Source organism: Desulfobaculum xiamenense (genome assembly GCF_011927665.1).
Taxonomy (GTDB): Bacteria; Desulfobacterota; Desulfovibrionia; order Desulfovibrionales; family Desulfovibrionaceae; genus Desulfobaculum; species Desulfobaculum xiamenense.
Genome location: NZ_JAATJA010000003.1, coordinates 119,533 through 134,468, shown reverse-complemented (window position 1 = coordinate 134,468; position 14,936 = coordinate 119,533). Strand labels below are relative to the sequence as shown.

General features: G+C 64.3%; 16 protein-coding genes. 2 read left to right on the top strand and 14 right to left on the bottom strand.

The features are described from left to right. Positions 1-79 precede the first annotated feature (79 nt). The 5 genes from GGQ74_RS13465 to GGQ74_RS13445 all read right to left on the bottom strand — a co-directional run bounded on the left by GGQ74_RS13465 (position 80) and on the right by GGQ74_RS13445 (position 3,781). Complete coding sequence (locus GGQ74_RS13465; protein WP_167942113.1) at positions 80-1,111, bottom strand: M23 family metallopeptidase; 1,032 nt, start codon at positions 1,109-1,111, stop codon at positions 80-82. A gap of 144 nt (positions 1,112-1,255) precedes the next feature. Continuing rightward, positions 1,256-1,966, bottom strand: a complete 711-nt coding sequence (locus GGQ74_RS13460) for a GNA1162 family protein (protein ID WP_167942112.1) — start codon at positions 1,964-1,966, stop codon at positions 1,256-1,258. 16 nt (positions 1,967-1,982) lie between these two features. After that, entirely contained in the window at positions 1,983-2,390 is a 408-nt protein-coding gene (locus GGQ74_RS13455; RefSeq protein WP_167942111.1) for a DUF4810 domain-containing protein, read from the bottom strand. Positions 2,391-2,458: 68 nt separating this feature from the next. Further along, positions 2,459-2,803 (bottom strand): hypothetical protein, encoded by a 345-nt coding sequence (locus GGQ74_RS13450; RefSeq protein WP_167942110.1) that lies wholly within the window; start codon positions 2,801-2,803, stop codon positions 2,459-2,461. 9 nt (positions 2,804-2,812) lie between these two features. Further along, positions 2,813-3,781 (bottom strand): CsgG/HfaB family protein, encoded by a 969-nt coding sequence (locus GGQ74_RS13445; RefSeq protein ID WP_167942109.1) that lies wholly within the window; start codon positions 3,779-3,781, stop codon positions 2,813-2,815. A 134-nt stretch (positions 3,782-3,915) separates the two neighbouring features. Between GGQ74_RS13445 and GGQ74_RS13440 the strand changes: the two genes are divergently transcribed. Continuing rightward, positions 3,916-4,548 (top strand): class I SAM-dependent methyltransferase, encoded by a 633-nt coding sequence (locus tag GGQ74_RS13440; protein WP_167942108.1) that lies wholly within the window; start codon positions 3,916-3,918, stop codon positions 4,546-4,548. Here GGQ74_RS13440 and gmd read toward each other — a convergent pair whose 3' ends face one another. From gmd to GGQ74_RS13405, 7 genes are all read right to left on the bottom strand, one after another. Continuing rightward, positions 4,549-5,637, bottom strand: a complete 1,089-nt coding sequence (gmd, locus tag GGQ74_RS13435) for a GDP-mannose 4,6-dehydratase (protein ID WP_167942107.1) — start codon at positions 5,635-5,637, stop codon at positions 4,549-4,551. It abuts the gene before it with no gap. A gap of 51 nt (positions 5,638-5,688) precedes the next feature. Further along, positions 5,689-6,306, bottom strand: coding sequence for an adenylyl-sulfate kinase (cysC, locus tag GGQ74_RS13430; RefSeq protein ID WP_167942106.1), 618 nt, complete (start codon positions 6,304-6,306; stop codon positions 5,689-5,691). Between the two features lie 46 nt (positions 6,307-6,352). Then, on the bottom strand, positions 6,353-7,099 hold the full coding sequence (locus GGQ74_RS13425; protein ID WP_167942105.1) for an HAD family hydrolase: 747 nt from the start codon (positions 7,097-7,099) through the stop codon (positions 6,353-6,355). A gap of 70 nt (positions 7,100-7,169) precedes the next feature. Next, a complete protein-coding gene (locus GGQ74_RS13420) occupies positions 7,170-8,270 on the bottom strand; it encodes a DUF3179 domain-containing protein (protein WP_167942104.1) in 1,101 nt (366 codons plus the stop codon). Between the two features lie 117 nt (positions 8,271-8,387). After that, positions 8,388-8,960, bottom strand: a complete 573-nt coding sequence (locus GGQ74_RS13415) for a hypothetical protein (RefSeq protein ID WP_167942103.1) — start codon at positions 8,958-8,960, stop codon at positions 8,388-8,390. Between the two features lie 192 nt (positions 8,961-9,152). Continuing rightward, positions 9,153-10,877, bottom strand: coding sequence for a Na+/H+ antiporter NhaC family protein (locus GGQ74_RS13410; protein WP_167942102.1), 1,725 nt, complete (start codon positions 10,875-10,877; stop codon positions 9,153-9,155). 186 nt (positions 10,878-11,063) lie between these two features. Beyond that, the gene (locus GGQ74_RS13405) at positions 11,064-12,374 is read right to left on the bottom strand and encodes a Na+/H+ antiporter NhaC family protein (RefSeq protein ID WP_167942101.1); all 1,311 of its coding nucleotides are present in this window, start codon (positions 12,372-12,374) and stop codon (positions 11,064-11,066) included. Positions 12,375-12,580: 206 nt separating this feature from the next. On the opposite strand from GGQ74_RS13405, the gene GGQ74_RS13400 reads away from it, so the two are divergent. Further along, the gene (locus GGQ74_RS13400) at positions 12,581-13,180 is read left to right on the top strand and encodes a DUF2238 domain-containing protein (protein ID WP_167942100.1); all 600 of its coding nucleotides are present in this window, start codon (positions 12,581-12,583) and stop codon (positions 13,178-13,180) included. A 234-nt stretch (positions 13,181-13,414) separates the two neighbouring features. On the opposite strand, the gene GGQ74_RS13395 is transcribed toward GGQ74_RS13400, so the two are convergent. Both GGQ74_RS13395 and GGQ74_RS13390 read right to left on the bottom strand, forming a co-directional pair. Beyond that, on the bottom strand, positions 13,415-13,867 hold the full coding sequence (locus GGQ74_RS13395) for a hypothetical protein (RefSeq protein ID WP_167942099.1): 453 nt from the start codon (positions 13,865-13,867) through the stop codon (positions 13,415-13,417). Positions 13,868-13,874: 7 nt separating this feature from the next. Next, on the bottom strand, positions 13,875-14,834 hold the full coding sequence (locus GGQ74_RS13390) for an ABC transporter ATP-binding protein (protein ID WP_167942098.1): 960 nt from the start codon (positions 14,832-14,834) through the stop codon (positions 13,875-13,877). Between the last annotated feature and the right edge of the window lie 102 nt (positions 14,835-14,936).

Sequence of the window (14,936 nt, the reverse complement as noted above, 5' to 3'; positions counted from 1 at the left end):
CTTTACGGAAAGATATTTGCGCTGGCAACAGATTAGTTCCGCGTGCTGGCGGGAAAGGAAAGGCACTGACTCGTGGCCGTTAGCGGACGACGAGGGTGCGGACGATGTCGAGTGCCACACGCGTGCCGCCGGTGTCCTTTCTGGAGACGCGGCAGGTTCCCGTGTAGTCGCCCGGCTTCCATGGAGCGGCCTTGCGGCGCTTGCCGACATAGAGGAAATACTGGGCCTTGGAGTGGTCGATGGCTCTGGTACCACGCGCCAGCAGTTTTCCGTCGGGACCGGTCAGGCGCACCTCCACCATGTCGCCGTCCAGCAGGCCGAACATGTCGCACCAGAAGACGATGGCCGGGGCCGAAGGCGGCAGGGTTTCGGCGCGGTGGCCGCCATCGCGGACCGTGCCCGCCGTGGGGACGGAGGCGGTGAAGGCCGCACCGAGAAGGCCGGTCGGGATGTAGCGCAGATGGTCGAGGGCCTGCTGGCTCCAGAGCGGATTGCGGGTGGCGTCGCATTGTGTGTGGTGGGTGTGCCCGGTGAAGGGGTCCACGATGTCCCCGTGGTGGCGCACGGCAATCTCGACGTGCGGGAATTCGGTGAGGCCCGACATGCCGACGAGGCCGAGCACTTCCCCCGTGCGGACCGTCTGTCCCGGCTGCACGCGCACGGAGTCGCGCCGCAGGTGGCTGTATTGCGTCTCCCAGCCGTCGCCGTGGTCGATGACCACGGAATTCCCGGCGTAGCGGCCCTTGAGGGCTTCGATGCCGATGTCGCGGAAGTTGACGTCGGCCATGCCGTCGCGCACGGCACGCACCGTGCCGGGCGCGCTGGCGTAGACCTCCACCCCGCGCTGCATGTCAGCGAGATTGGGCAGGCGGAAGTCCGTGCCGGACGAGCCGTCGTAGGACAGCCTGCCGCAGGCGTAGTCGCGGTAGTCCGGACTCGGGTCCTGATCCACGTAGTTCTGGATGACGCAGCCTGTTCGCGCGCAGTCCACTGGTGGGATTTCGAGCGTGAATCCGTATGCTGCGGCATGCGGACACGCGCTGTATCCCATGAGGACCAGAAAGCCGCTTACGGCAGTGCGGACAAGGGATGCGCCAATGGTTTTCGGCATTCGTCCATCATAGCGCATCGGCGGCGATGATGGAACGATGCTGGTGCGAAAAGTGGTGTGTGGCGGGGATTATCGCGTGATGACGGTGGGATGGAGCAAGAGGAGGGGGCGTGCACGCCCCCTCCCTGAAGATGCGAGAACAGACTATTGCTGGAGGTATATCTGCGCGCTTTGCCCCTTGGGCAGCACGAGGGCCTGCTGGTCCTGCATGTGTTCGGCTCTGTATTTCCCGACGGGGAGGGCCGAGAAGACGCACGTGTTCACCGTGCGGGCATAGGGAACGTAGTCCGCGACTGCGGTCTTGACCGCCGTGGCCACGATCTGCACCACGAGGCCGAGCGGTGAGCCACCACTGTTGCCGCCGGAAAGGTCCACGACGATGGTGCCCGAATAGTCCCAGATGGTGCGGTTGGTCTTCGTAGACTTGATTTCCGCCGTGAACGCCACGGTGAGGTTGGACCCAAGCACGAAATAGGCGGTGTCCCATTGGGTGATGGTGGTATAGAGCACCGCGTCCGCGCCGAAATACTCGCGGAATTTCTCAAGCGGCAGGCCGTAGAGCATTTCCGTGTCGTATACGCCTTCCATCTTGAGGATTTCGTTGGTCACTGGCACGGGGTATGTGTAGTAGCCGAGCAGTGACAGCGGTTCCTGAATGGTTGTGGAGTAGTAGTCCTTGGCGTCGGCGGCCGTGGACTGGTTCATCGGGGGCAGCACGAGGATGGACAGCGGCTCCTCCTCGTACATGAGCGGGAAACGCTCCTGCTTGGTGACGAACTGGGGCCCGGTGGCGCAGCCCTGAAGCACGAGCGTTGCGAGGACGACGAGTGCCAGTGTGTGTTTGCGGATGAGCATCGTTGCGCCTCGCGAGTTAGTTGACGTGTGACGGTGTGTCGGGCGTGGAGGCCGTTTCGGCCTTCGACGGGGGCGTCTGGGTCGGGGCCGTGGCGGCCACGTCGCCGGAGCCTTTGCCGCTATCCGCTTCGTTCTTCGTGTCGTCCCGCTGTTTGGCGGCGTTGATGAGCCGGTCCATGAAGACTGTGGACTCGGGATAGAGTGCCTTTTCCTGCTCGAAGAGCTTCACCGCGCCCTGTGCATCGCCCTGCCTGAACAGGCAGAATCCGTATTCGGCATAGACTCCGGGGGGGACGGGCAGGGCCATTTCCCCTGATTTTTCGATGATGCGTTGGAGTTCGCCCAGATGCGCCTGCGTGCTCTGGTCGCAGGGTTCCTTAGCGCAGCAGTAAGACGTTTCGGAATACTGGCCCCAGTAGTACATGGGTTTGACCGTTTTTTGACATCCGACAAGTGCACCCGCCAGTAGAATGAGGGGGAGGATGCGCATTATCACGGCAGTATGATTTCCTTGGTCATCTGGTTGCCAAGCAGGAGTGTGCGGTCGAGGACGAGTGAGCCGTCGCGTTCGACACGCACCCGGTGCTTGCCGGGGAGCACTTCGTAGAGCACGGGGCCTCTCTTGTGGCGTCGACCCTGATCGTCGGTGTAGAATGAGCCCTCAAGGGCGAAGGGGACGCCATCGTCAACGGTGGCGACGCAGTTCTTCGTGGTTCCGGAGAACTGGATGTAGGCGGTCTTGTCCTTCATGGTGACGCCTTCTCGGTATCCGCAGCCCGCCAGCAGCATGGTCGCACAAATGGCGGCCATTGTGATAATGAGGAGTATTCTGTTCATGGGAGCTCCCTAGATGTGTTCCTGAATGTAGCAGTTGGCGAAGTCGGACTTGCCCGGGAGCGCACCTTCGATAGCTTCGCAGAATGAAACCTCGTTGGTCGGGGAATCACCGGTGCTGGCCGTTACGCGCAGGCTGGCGACCTTTTTGCCCGGAAGCGTGATGACCATGTTCGTCTGGGGATTATTGATTTTTTTCCCTTCGCGCATCACGTCGAAGACGTCTCCGGCTTTGATGCCCTGCGATGCGCCGCCGCTGATGATGTACTGTCCGTCCTCATGGCCGAGGATGTAGCCCCGCCACGGCTTGTCGAGCAGGTTTTCGATGATGTTGGACGACAGGTTGGTGATCGCGGCCTCGATGGCCTTGTCGTTGAGCGTGGCGTCGTATCCCGCGCGAGCGCCGATGCCGAGCACGCTGCCAGCTTCGGACGACGCTTCGCCTTCGCCTTCCTCGGAATAGATGATTTCGCCGGTGTGCACGTCGATGAGGCGGATGTGCACCTTGGCGAAGGCGACTTGTTCTTTGGTGCGGCTGAAGATGCCGACCTTTCCGCCGTCGCGGCGGCCGAAGCCCGTGATGGAGCCGACGATAAGGTAGTCAGCCATGTTGTGCAGGGCGGAGGCCTGACCAAGGGCGAGCTCCGCGTTGATCTTGTCCAGGTCGGCGCGCTCCAGCATGATGAATTTTTCGGTTTCCATGAGCTTGGAACTCAGGATGTCGAGCGCCTGTTTGCCTATGCGGTCGTTGTTCTTGTCGACGAAGAAGCTCTGCCCGAAGCGGGTTTCATTGGAAAAACGCGCGAGGGCGACCTTGCGCTTGAGGCCTGTGTGCTGCTTCGTTTTGGCTGCTTCGATTGCGGGGCTGGCGACAGGGGCAGAGCCTTCCGTCTTATGGACCTCGGGTTTGGATACAGTGGCGCAGGCCGCAAGCGAGAAGCAAGCGAGCGCTACCAGGAACGCGCGTAGGATAGTGAGCATTGACCCTCCAATAATTTGTATTAGTACGTTGGTTATTTATGCCTTGGACAAGCGTCAATCTTTTTTTGCGGTGCGCAAGCGTGAAGCGTCTGTCCGGCTCATGTGGGGCGGAAACGATCTGGGGAGTGGCGGGAATGCGTGCGTATGACGAATACGGGGCCATTGCCCGCTGGTATGATCCGTTCACCGCTGGGCTACTTCGCGGTGTGCGGCGGGGCATTGTGCGGCATCTGCGTGGGGTTGGAGCGCGGCGGGTGCTCGACGTGTGTTGCGGAACAGGCTGGCAGTTGCGAATGCTTCACGAGGCGGGATTCGTGGGCGCAGGGGTGGATCTTTCCTCGGCCATGCTAGGGGTGGCGCGACGGGCCTGCCCGCCACAGGTCGCGCTGGTTCGGGGCGACGCGGCGCTCTTGCCCTTCGAGGATGCGGCCTTCGACGCGGTGGTGGTCTGCTTTGCGCTGCACGAGAAAGAGCAGGCCGTCCGGCTGGCCATGCTCGGCGAATGCGTGCGGGTGCTGGCGCGGGGCGGATGCTTTCTCGTGGCGGACCATCTTGCCGAGGTTGCCGGACCTGTCGCCCATGCCGCGCGACATGCGGCCGCCCTTGTGGAGCGGGCGGCCGGGGCAAGGCATTTCGCCCTCTACGGGGACTTCGTGCGTCGCGACGGGGTGCCCGGTCTGGCGCGGGAGTCCGGCCTCGTCTGCCTGCCGGTGGAGACATTGGCCTTTGGCGCGGCCGGGTTGTTCCGCATCGTTCCCGCGCCGTGATTACTCGTGGTGGTTGAGGATGCGGAAGCCTTCCTTGCGGCACAGGTCGTCGCGCCTAGCGTCGGCGAGATCCGCCGCGATCATTTCCTGCACCATGTCCTCCAGCGTGATTCGCGGCTCCCAGCCGAGTTTTTCGCGCGCCTTGGTGGGGTCGCCAAGGAGCGTCTCCACTTCGGTTGGGCGGAAGTAGCGCGGGTCCACGGCCACGAGTGTCTCTCCTGTGTTCGTGTCTATGCCCTTCTCCTGCGCGCCGGATCCTTCCCAGCGAAGGTGTATGCCCGTGGCCTCGGCGGCAAGTTCCACCACGTGGCGCACGGTGTACTGACGGCCCGTGGCCACGACGTAGTCGTCCGGCTCGTCCTGCTGGAGCATGAGCCACATCATCCGCACGTAGTCCCGCGCATGGCCCCAGTCCCGCTTGGCCGAGAGGTTGCCGAGGTACAGGCAGTCCTGAAGCCCGAGGCTGATGCGGGCCATGGCGCGCGTGATCTTGCGGGTGACGAAGGTCTCGCCACGGATGGGGGACTCATGGTTGAAGAGGATGCCGTTGCAGGCATGGATGCCGTAGGCCTCGCGGTAGTTCACCGTGATCCAGTAGGCGTAGAGCTTGGCCGCCCCGTAGGGGGAGCGCGGGTAGAAGGGCGTGGTTTCGCGCTGCGGGGTCTCGGCCACCTTGCCGAACATCTCCGACGTGGAGGCCTGATAGAAGCGTGTTTTGCGCTCCAGACCGAGGATGCGGATGGCCTCAAGCAGGCGCAGCGGGCCGAGGGCCACAGAATCCGCCGTGTACTCGGGCGTCTCGAAGGACACCGCCACGTGGCTCTGGGCCGCGAGGTTGTAGATTTCGTCCGGCTGGACGGCCTGCACGATGCGGATGAGGTTGGTGGAATCCGTCATGTCGCCGTAGTGGAGGATGAAGCGGCGGCCGGTGACGTGCGGGTCCTGATAGAGATGGTCCACGCGGTCGGTGTTGAAGAGCGAGGCCCTGCGCTTGATGCCGTGGACTTCGTATCCCTTTTCCAGCAGGTATTCGGCGAGGTATGCGCCGTCCTGCCCCGTGATGCCAGTGATGAGGGCGATTTTCGTCATGACAGTTTCCTGGTTTCTTGGACGTGGTGAAGTGTTGCGTGCCGCGTGGGGTCAGTCCAATCCTTTCGCGTAGCCGAGGCGGATGAGGCGCGAGCGCCATTCGCGTTCGTCATTGAGCGAGAACGAGGTGCGCGGGCAGGAGTCGGCTTCGGGGATGTAGGAGTTGCGCTCCAGCCACCCGAGTACCGAGCACAGGCAGTCGTTGATGCCCGTGTTTGCCGTGTCCGCGACGATCTCCGGGGCGAGGGGTGCCTCGTAGGGATCGGATATGCCGGTGAAGTTGGGGATTTCGCCTTTGCGGGCGCGGGCGTAGAGCCCCTTGACGTCGCGGCCCTCGGCCACCTCCAGCGGGCAGCGGCAGAAGACCTCGACGTAGCGCCCCAGCAGTTCGCGGTTCTGGGCGCGGGCCTCGGCGTAGGGAGAAATGGCCGCCACCACGCAGATGATGCCGTTGCGGTTCAGCAGATGGCAGATGAAGCCGATGCGGCGGATGTTGATATCGCGGTCGCGCCGGGTGAAGCCTAATTCCGAACTGAAGTTGGTACGGATGAGGTCGCCATCGAGCAGTTCGGCCGCGAGTCCCCGGCTCTTCAACTCGAAATAGCTGTTGCGGGCCAGCGTGGATTTGCCCGCTCCGGAAAGGCCGGTGAACCACAGGGTGAAACTCATGAGCACATCTCCGATCCGTGATGTCGTTTGTCCAGTAGAATCCGCGTCATCCGCAGTGGCGCAGTGTGCCGGGATGCGTCGCCAGTCGGCCGTCCCGGGCGAGGGTTTCGATGAGCGCCGCCGCGTCGTTGGCGATCAGGTCTGCTCCGCAGGCGAGGAACTGCTCGCGGCTGGCGTTGCCGGTGAGCACGCCTGCGGTTGCCGTGCCCGCGCGCTGGCCCGTTTCGATGTCGAGGGGATGATCTCCCACCACGATGGTGTGGGCCGGAAGCGCGCCCAGTGCTGCCATGGCCGCGAGGGCGTGCTCGGGATGCGGCTTCACGTTGCGCACGTCGTCGCGCGAGAGGAGCACGTCTGCGAGGCTTCGGGCATCGGGCAGGACCGTTTCCACCGCCTCGGTACAGTTGCGGGTAATGATGGCCACGCCCACGCCACGCCCGCGCAGTTGTGAGAGCATGGGGCGGGTGAAGGCGAAGGGTTCTCCGCGTGATGCCGCGTCCATTTCGATGTGCCGGATGGCGGCGGCGACGCAGGTGCGTAGCAGCTCGCCAAGTGGGGAGTCCCCGGCGTCGAGGCGCATGGCCGCGTCATGTGCCCATTCCAGCGCCGGAGTCGTGCCGGGGGCGGGGTGATCGGGCAGAAAGCCGCGCACGATGCGCGTGATGTCGTCCTTCATTTTCCCGAAGTCGATGGACGTGCGCGCGAGGGTTCCGTCGAAGTCGAAGATGACGCAGCGGATGGGGGGCTGTGGGCCTTGCGCCCCATGTGGCGCGTCTGTCGCGAATGTTTCCATTGTCGGGATGGTATATGCTTGCGGGTGATTGCGCAATGCGTCGGATGTGTTCCGGCGTTCGTCGTCCATTTCAGTAGGTGGGGAGGAAGTCGCCGTTCCAGTATTGCGTCTGCGGGTGGAAGGCCTTCCACGCGAACCACATGCAGTCCGTGCCGAGCACGGGAATAAGCCGCGTTCCGCGCAGCCGGCCCTCGATGGCCTCGCCGCTTACGGTCCAGCGCGAATGCGTTTGTTCGTCCATGATGTCGCCGTTGCGATCGACCATGTTCAGCACGGTGTCGTTCACCGTGGCGAGGTAGGCGCGCGGGATGTTGAGGTCCGGATCATGGAACACGACCACCGGATTCATGCCGTATTCGATGGTGCCAACCCCGAGCCGCTTCACCGCCTCGCGGGAAACGGCCAGCGCCGCGCCGCCGTCGAGGATGCCGATGACGCGTTCCTTGGGGTGCACGCGCGTGTCGGTATGCATGAGCGGGAAGTACGAGCCGCCTGTGTCGTAGTAGGTGCCGCTACGCTGGTAGGAGCCGTAGGGATCGCGCGAGTAGTTGACGGCGGCCGTGCGCGAGCGTGGCCGGGCGAGGACCACGGCGTTCGGGAAGGCGCGGCGCGCGCGTTCCCATGTTGTCCACAGCAGCGGAAAGCGTTCGAGCTCCTGCCCCTTGGCCGGGCCGGAGATGGCCTGACCGAGCAGTTGCGGCCAGCGGCTGCCCGTTGCGCGGTCGTAGAGCAGGCGATTGGAGTTGAGGAACTGCTGGGTGGTGCCGAGGGTGGTGGGCTGTCCGTTGACGCGTGTGGCGTAGCCCACCACGCTTCCCGTGAAGGGGCAGTAGGTCACGCTGCGCAGGTCTTCGCCGTCGGCTACGTTGATGACTTCGTGATGGACGAGGATGCGGCGGGGATAGATGCGTGCCGGGGCGTCGCCGCGGCCTTCCTCGACAAGGACGATTTCCTCGCGTTCCAGCACGAGGGATGCATCTTCCGGCGAGATGAAGGCGGGGGCGTCCACGGGGCGTACCACGTCGTAGCCGCGTTCGTCGCCCGTGGTGTATTTCGCGAAGGCTTCGAGGAGCGTGTCCGGCAGTGCCGCAGCGAGGGCTGTCCGGGTGGGGAGTGTTGCGAGGAGCGCAAGGATGGCCGCAAGGGTGCGGATGATGAGTCGTCGTGTCATGTCGGTCCTGCCGATTGGCGTTGGGATGGTTCGGGGACCGAGTCTACAGGCCGCCCGGGCCGCAAGGCAAGGGCGGAACGCGCGGCGGTCCGGGCGTGGCCACGGACCGCCACCGCGCTACATCCAGAACGTGTTCATGCTGGAGCCGGAGATCAACATCTGGAAGGACGCGCCGAACATGCCGTCGTCGGCCATGCTCATGTAGGCGGCAAGGCCTGTGCGGGCACGCATCACGCTGGGGTTGTACTGCACCTTGCGCGTCAGTTCGGACATTTCGGCGATCTGATCGTAGGCCTTGGCGAGCTTGGGGTCGTCCTTGAGCATCTGCTCCACCACATCGGCGTGGGCGTAGTCGCCGCTCACCACGAAATTGCCGTCCTTGTCCTTCGACAGGGAAAATTTTCCGTCGTCGTCGTCGATGCCCTTGGCTCGCAGGCCTTTGCGCACGGTTTCGAGGAAGCGGTCCTTCAGTTCGTTCATCTGCGTGTCCATACCGTCCAGCACGTTGCTCATGGGAGCCTTGCGGACCATGGTCGAGAGGCGGTCGCCCATGCTGGAGAAGGTGACGTCGTCGAGGTCCTTCGGCTCGTCGCCCTTGCGTTGGCGGGCACGCGCCTCCTCGTTCTCGTCCTGCTTCAGCTTGATGTTCATCTGATCCGTAAGGCTGTTGTAGACGCCTGAAATGGCCATGGTCGACTCTCCTTGTCGTATGCCGAAATACGGGTGCGAAAATATGTGTGCGGAAAAAAATTCCGGATACTGTCGTTCCCGTGCATGACAGCAAGGTCCGGGCCAGAATCTGCGTGGCGAAGCGTTTTGCGCAACGAAAAGGGCCGCTCCGTTTCCGGAGCGGCCCTTGCGGTCGTTGGCTGGCGCGGCGGACTAGGCGTCCACGGGCTTGCCGAAGATGCGTACGGTGAGCGCGATGGCCGCGATGCCCATGGGCAGCACCAGCAGGACGGGCATGCCGAGACCTGCCGGGATGTAGCCGAAGAGCACGGTCACGCAGGCCACGGTCAGCGCGTAGACCAGCTGGGTGCGCACATGGTCGATGTGGTCGCAGGCCGAACCCATGGAGGACAGGATGGTCGTGTCCGAGATGGGGGAGCAGTGGTCACCGAAGATGGCGCCGGTGAGCACCGCGCCCACGTTCATGATCACGTAGCCGTGGTCGGGGTTGATGGCGTAGGCCAGCGGAATGGCCAGCGGCATCAGGATGCCCATGGTGCCGTAGGACGTGCCCGTGGCGAAGGAAATGAGCGAGCCGAGCACGAAGATGATCGACGAGAGCAGGAAGGCCGGGATGGCGTCGGAGAGCACCTGCACCAGATAGGTGGCCGTGCCCAGCTCCTTGATGATGGCCGACAGCGACCAGGCAAGAAGCAGGATGACGGCGGTGATGTTGAGCGACTTCACGCCCTGCACCCAGATGGACAGCGCCTGCTCCAGCTTGAAGATGCCCTTGGCGATGCCCATGACGATGGCCACCATGCCCGCGATGAGCGCGGCCTGGAACAGAACCACCGAGGCGTCGGACGCGCCGAAGCATTCGCGGATGGAGGTGAAGCACAGGGGCGATTCCTTGATCAGGGCGATGAGCGTGGCGTCGTCGCCGCCGAGGATGCCGGTGCGGCCGTTGAAATAGAAGCCGAGGAACGCCGCCGCGATGAGCGTACCGATGGGGATGATGGCGTACCAGATGCTGGGGACGACGCTGGGGTCGGGCTCCAGACCGGTGGCCTCGTCGGCGACCATGGGCTTGGCGTTGTCGTCGATGACCTTGCCCGTGGTGCGGGCGCGGCGCTCGGCGGTGGCCATCGGGCCGAACTCGCGCAGGAACCAGATGGTCGCCACGATGAAGAACAGTACGAAGATGTTGTAGAAGCGGTAGGGAATGGTCTCCACGAACGCGCCATAGGCGTTGGTGGTGATGCCCACGGAGGCGAAGCCGTCACGAATGAGGCCGATCTCGTAGGCCACCCACGTGGAGATGAGCGCGATGCCCGCGATGGGGGCGGCGGTGGCGTCGATGATGAAGGCCAGCTTCTCGCGCGACACCTTCATCTTGTCGGTGACCGGGCGCATGATGGGGCCGACGGTCAGCGAGTTGGCGTAGTCGTCGAAGAAGATGAGGATGCCGAGCACCCACGTCACGAACTGCGAGCTGCGGGGGCTGTTGGCCTTTTTGGCCAGTGCCTCGGCGATGGCCTTGGCGCCGCCCATCTTGGAGATGAGCGCGATCATGCCGCCGATGGTCAGACACTGGAGCACGATGCCCGCGTTCCACGGATCGGCCAGAGAGGTCAGCACCTCGTGGGACAGGCGCAGGAAGCCGTGCACGAACCCGTTGTAGATGTTGAAGCCTTTGGCCTCAAGCATGAAGCAGCCGGAAAACACTCCCAGAAACAGGGAAAAGATGACGTTCTTGGTCACGAAGGCCAGAACGATGGCCACCACCGGCGGAATGAGGGTCCAGAAGCCGTAGTGCTTGGCGTTGGCGGGGCCGAGGCTGGAATCGGCGGCAAGCGCGGTGCCGCAGAGGAGAAGGAGCAGCGGTGCTGCGAGTACAACAACGGAAAGCAGTCGATGCGAGAAACGTTGTCGCATGGGAAAATGACCTCTCTTTGATCGGGAGTGTTTTTTTCGCGCGTTTTTGCGCGGCAAATTGCGTAGTCCAAAACTGGGGGTGAGGCAAGAGCATGCGTCGCGCGCCGGACATTCGCCACGGCCGTGACTGCATGCGAAAGGACCGCGGAGGCACAGGGTGTGCCGTCCGCGGTCCGTAATGAGCGATTAGCGTTTTCGCGCTGCGGGGAAGCCGAGCAGGATGCTCAGCGTGGCCACCGCGGCGAGCAGGTAGCAGTAGTACATGCTGCCCACGATGTTGATGGGCGAGATGGCGGCGATGGAGCCTGCCAGGAGGACCTGCGCGCCGTAGGGGATGATGCCCTGGATGACGCAGGAGAAGATGTCGAGCAGACTGGCGCTGCGGCGCATGTCCACGTTGTTCTTCTCGGCGATTTCCTTGGCCACGCCGCCGGTGACGATGATGGCCACGGTGTTGTTGGCCGTGCACACGTCCACGAGGCTCACCAGAGCGGCGATGGACAGCTCTCCGGCCTTGGTGCTGCGGCTGCCGCGCGTCACGCGCTCGATGAACGCAAGGATGCAGTCGATGCCGCCGCCGCGCTTGATGAGCGCGCCGAGGCCGCCGATCATGAGCGACAGCACGAGGATTTCCTGCATTCCCGTGAAGCCGCCGTAGATGTCGGCGGAAAGATTGAGCAGGGTGTAGCCGTCCGTGTAGGCGAGGCCCACCGCGCCAGCGAACACGATGCCCGCGGCCAGCACGATGAACACGTTCACGCCCGCCAGCGCCAGACCCAGAACGCCCACGTAGGGCAGCACCTTCACGATCTGGTAGTCGCCGGTCTGCTGCACGTGGCCGCTCGCGCCGAGTACGGCGAAGATGATCACGCTGAGGATGGCGGCGGGCAGGGCGATCTTGAAGTTCAGTTTGAACTTGTCCTGCATGTCGCAGCCCTGCGTGCGCGTGGCGGCGATTGTGGTGTCGGAGATCATGGACAGGTTGTCGCCGAACATGGCGCCGCCGACCACCGCGCCCATGAGTAGGGCGAGGGAGATGTCGGTCTTGGCGGCCACGCCCACGGCGATGGGGGCCACGGCTGCGATGGTGCCCATGGAGGTGCCCATGGCGGTGGAGATGAACGCGCCGATGACGAACAGGCCCGGCAGGACCATGCTCGCCGGAATGACGGACAGGCCGAGGTTGACGGTGGATTCCACGCCGCCCACGGCACCGGCGACCTTGGCGAACGCTCCGGCCAGCAGGTAGATCATGCACATGGTCACGATGCTGCCGTCGCCTGCGCCCTCGATGAACGCCCCGATGCTCTCGGTGGCCTTTTCCCTGGCCAGCAGCACCGCCAGCACGATGGCCGGAAGGATGGCCACGGTGGCGGAGACCTGGTAGAAGGCCATCTTGGTTCCGGCCAGCGTCAGCCAGACGCCAGCGCCGATGAAGATGACCAGAAACACGGCAAGCGGCAGGAGCGCGAGCGCGTTTCCCTTCCCTGAATTCATTGCTATGTACCCCTTGTGCAATGCTCCCTGCGGAGCGGTTAGCGTGGCGCGCCCCAAAGGACGCAACGGCCAAAAACCAAATTCCCTACGCGGTGAAGTGCGAAAATGCAAGGCGAGCGGGTGTGTCTTTCCCTATTCCATGCGTGATGCATGAGTCGTGCAAGCCGCATTGGCGTGCAATCAGGTTCCGAAACAGGAGATTTTCCATGCAGTGGCTTTCCCGTCGTTTTCCTTTGGTGCTCGGTCTCGTCTTCGTCGTCTTCTGGGCGTACTGGGCCGTGGAGCCGTTTTCGCGCCGCGTGTGGTGGGCGGAGAATCTTCCCGTCATCGGCGTGTTTCTCATCCTTGCCTGCACCTACACACGTTTCCGGTTCTCGAACCTCGCCTATGCGCTCATGGCCGTGTGGCTCTTTTGGCATACGGTGGGCGGCCATTACATGTTCGCCCACGTTCCCTTCGGCTTCGTCACCGATCTCTTCGGGTTCGAGCGAAACCATTTCGACCGCATCGGGCACTTCTCCGTGGGCTTCTATGCTTTTGCCGCCGCCGAACTGCTCCTGCGCAGGCGTTGGACCGGGCCTGTCGTGGCCGGGCTGTTCGGGCTGTTCCTCATCATGAGCGTGGCGGCGGGGTACGAGATTCTGGAATGGTGGTTCGCGGTGCTGGAGGGCGGTGACGTGGGGCACGAGTTCCTTGGTTCGCAGGGTGACGTGTGGGACGCCCAGAAGGACATGCTGCTCGACACCTGCGGCGCGCTCGCCTCGCTTGCGCTGTTCTACGGGTTGGGACGGCATAGGGTCGCCTAGGGGTGCCTAGGGCGTGCCGTATCGTTCTTTGCGGCATGCGGGACGGACCGGGGCCAGCCCCGGACCCCGCTCAAGGGCCGTGGGCCCTTGAGAATCCCAAATAGGGGGTCGTCGTGCAAAGCCGCACGGTGCGCCAAGGGCAGACGGCCTATCGCATATCGGGGTTCCAAGGGGCCAGTGGCCCCTTGGCTGGCGGAGCCTACGTCTTGCATGGGGCAGGGAACGATACGCTCCCTACCACGGCACCGCGCCGACCCACCCGGCGCGGATAGCACCCCATAGGCCGATGAGGATGGCCTCGGCGGCGTCGTGGCGTACGGAGGTGGGGCGTTTGGCTCCTGATGCGTCGATGACGCGACGGGCGAGGTCGTCCGCCGCGAGTTTGGCGAGGGGGCCATTGTTGCGGATGCTGGGCTTGAGGAAATCCGCGCGCCACGTTTCGGCGCTGATGATTTCGACGGGCAGGCCGAAGCGCAGGGCTTCCTTTTCCCAGATGTTGGCGATGGAGCCGCCGCCTTCGAGGATGACGCTGGTGAGCGTGTCGCAGGAGCGCAGCACGCCGGGTGCGCCGCGCCGGAGCCGGGCGTGGGAGCCGAAGTTCTGGGAGCGGTACCAGACGAGGCGGCCATCCTCGGCGAAGAGGGCAAGCCCGGTGCGGATGCCGAGGTCCACGGCCAGAAGCGACATGGCGGACCTAGGCGTGCAGCCAGCAGCGGACCCTGCGCCCCGCGCCGAGGTCCGTAAGCGGGGGAAGCTCCTCGCGGCAGCGGTCGAAGGCGTGGGGACAGCGCGGGTTGAAGTGGCAGCCCTGCGGCAGGTCGACGAGGTTCGGCACCATGCCGCTGACCGGGACGAGGCGCTCGGTGCGGTCGATGCGCGGCACGGAGCGCATGAGTCCCTTGGTGTAGGGGTGCAGCGGTTCGCGGAAGAGGTCGCGCACCGGAGATTCCTCGACGATGCGCCCGGCGTACATGACGGCCACGCGGGTGCAGGTCTGCGCCACCACGCCGAGATCGTGGGTGATGAAGACGATGGCGGCGTTGCGGCGTTCGCGCAGTTCCATCATAAGGTCGAGAATCTGGGCCTGAATGGTCACGTCGAGGGCGGTGGTCGGTTCGTCGGCCAGCACGAGGCGCGGGTCGCAGGCAAGGGCCATGGCGATGACCACGCGCTGGCGCATGCCGCCGCTCATCTCGTGCGGATAGCTGCGGGCGCGGCTGGCCGGTTCGGGGATGCCCACCATGTGCAGCAGGTCCACGGCGGCGGCCAGCGCCTCGCGCCGCCCCATGCGCTGGTGCAGACGCAGGGCTTCGGCGATCTGCTCGCCCACGCGGAACACGGGGTTCAGGCTGCTCATCGGCTCCTGAAAGATCATGGAGATGCTGTTGCCGCGGATGGAGCGCATTTCCTCCTCGTCGAGGGCGAGGATGTCGCGGCCGTCGAAGCGGATGTCGCCGCCGACGATGCGTCCGGGAGGCGAGGGGACGAGGCGCAGCACGGACAGGGCGAGCATGGTCTTGCCGCATCCGGATTCGCCGACGATGGCCATGGTTTCGCCGGGGGCGACGGAGAGTGTCACGCCGTCCACCGCCTTGGCCACGCCGTGGGCGGTGAAGAAGTGGGTTCTGAGGTCGCGTACGTCGAGAAGCTGCATGAAGGTGTTTGCCTCGCGGGGGGAATTGTGGAAGATAACGCGTGCCGCCACGCATTGTGAGGTGCGCGTGGGCGCATTGTCAATGCGTCGTGGTGGCGGGGC

What these genes read in the sequence shown, in the direction of transcription:
- GGQ74_RS13465 (WP_167942113.1), bottom strand. Translation starts at nt 1,111, where the DNA reads ATGCCGAAAACCATTGGCGCATCCCTTGTCCGCACTGCCGTAAGCGGC.
- GGQ74_RS13460 (WP_167942112.1), bottom strand. Translation starts at nt 1,966, where the DNA reads ATGCTCATCCGCAAACACACACTGGCACTCGTCGTCCTCGCAACGCTC.
- GGQ74_RS13455 (WP_167942111.1), bottom strand. Translation starts at nt 2,390, where the DNA reads ATGTACTACTGGGGCCAGTATTCCGAAACGTCTTACTGCTGCGCTAAG.
- GGQ74_RS13450 (WP_167942110.1), bottom strand. Translation starts at nt 2,803, where the DNA reads ATGAACAGAATACTCCTCATTATCACAATGGCCGCCATTTGTGCGACC.
- GGQ74_RS13445 (WP_167942109.1), bottom strand. Translation starts at nt 3,781, where the DNA reads ATGCTCACTATCCTACGCGCGTTCCTGGTAGCGCTCGCTTGCTTCTCG.
- GGQ74_RS13440 (WP_167942108.1), top strand. Translation starts at nt 3,916, where the DNA reads ATGCGTGCGTATGACGAATACGGGGCCATTGCCCGCTGGTATGATCCG.
- gmd (WP_167942107.1), bottom strand. Translation starts at nt 5,637, where the DNA reads ATGACGAAAATCGCCCTCATCACTGGCATCACGGGGCAGGACGGCGCA.
- cysC (WP_167942106.1), bottom strand. Translation starts at nt 6,306, where the DNA reads ATGAGTTTCACCCTGTGGTTCACCGGCCTTTCCGGAGCGGGCAAATCC.
- GGQ74_RS13425 (WP_167942105.1), bottom strand. Translation starts at nt 7,099, where the DNA reads ATGGAAACATTCGCGACAGACGCGCCACATGGGGCGCAAGGCCCACAG.
- GGQ74_RS13420 (WP_167942104.1), bottom strand. Translation starts at nt 8,270, where the DNA reads ATGACACGACGACTCATCATCCGCACCCTTGCGGCCATCCTTGCGCTC.
- GGQ74_RS13415 (WP_167942103.1), bottom strand. Translation starts at nt 8,960, where the DNA reads ATGGCCATTTCAGGCGTCTACAACAGCCTTACGGATCAGATGAACATC.
- GGQ74_RS13410 (WP_167942102.1), bottom strand. Translation starts at nt 10,877, where the DNA reads ATGCGACAACGTTTCTCGCATCGACTGCTTTCCGTTGTTGTACTCGCA.
- GGQ74_RS13405 (WP_167942101.1), bottom strand. Translation starts at nt 12,374, where the DNA reads ATGAATTCAGGGAAGGGAAACGCGCTCGCGCTCCTGCCGCTTGCCGTG.
- GGQ74_RS13400 (WP_167942100.1), top strand. Translation starts at nt 12,581, where the DNA reads ATGCAGTGGCTTTCCCGTCGTTTTCCTTTGGTGCTCGGTCTCGTCTTC.
- GGQ74_RS13395 (WP_167942099.1), bottom strand. Translation starts at nt 13,867, where the DNA reads ATGTCGCTTCTGGCCGTGGACCTCGGCATCCGCACCGGGCTTGCCCTC.
- GGQ74_RS13390 (WP_167942098.1), bottom strand. Translation starts at nt 14,834, where the DNA reads ATGCAGCTTCTCGACGTACGCGACCTCAGAACCCACTTCTTCACCGCC.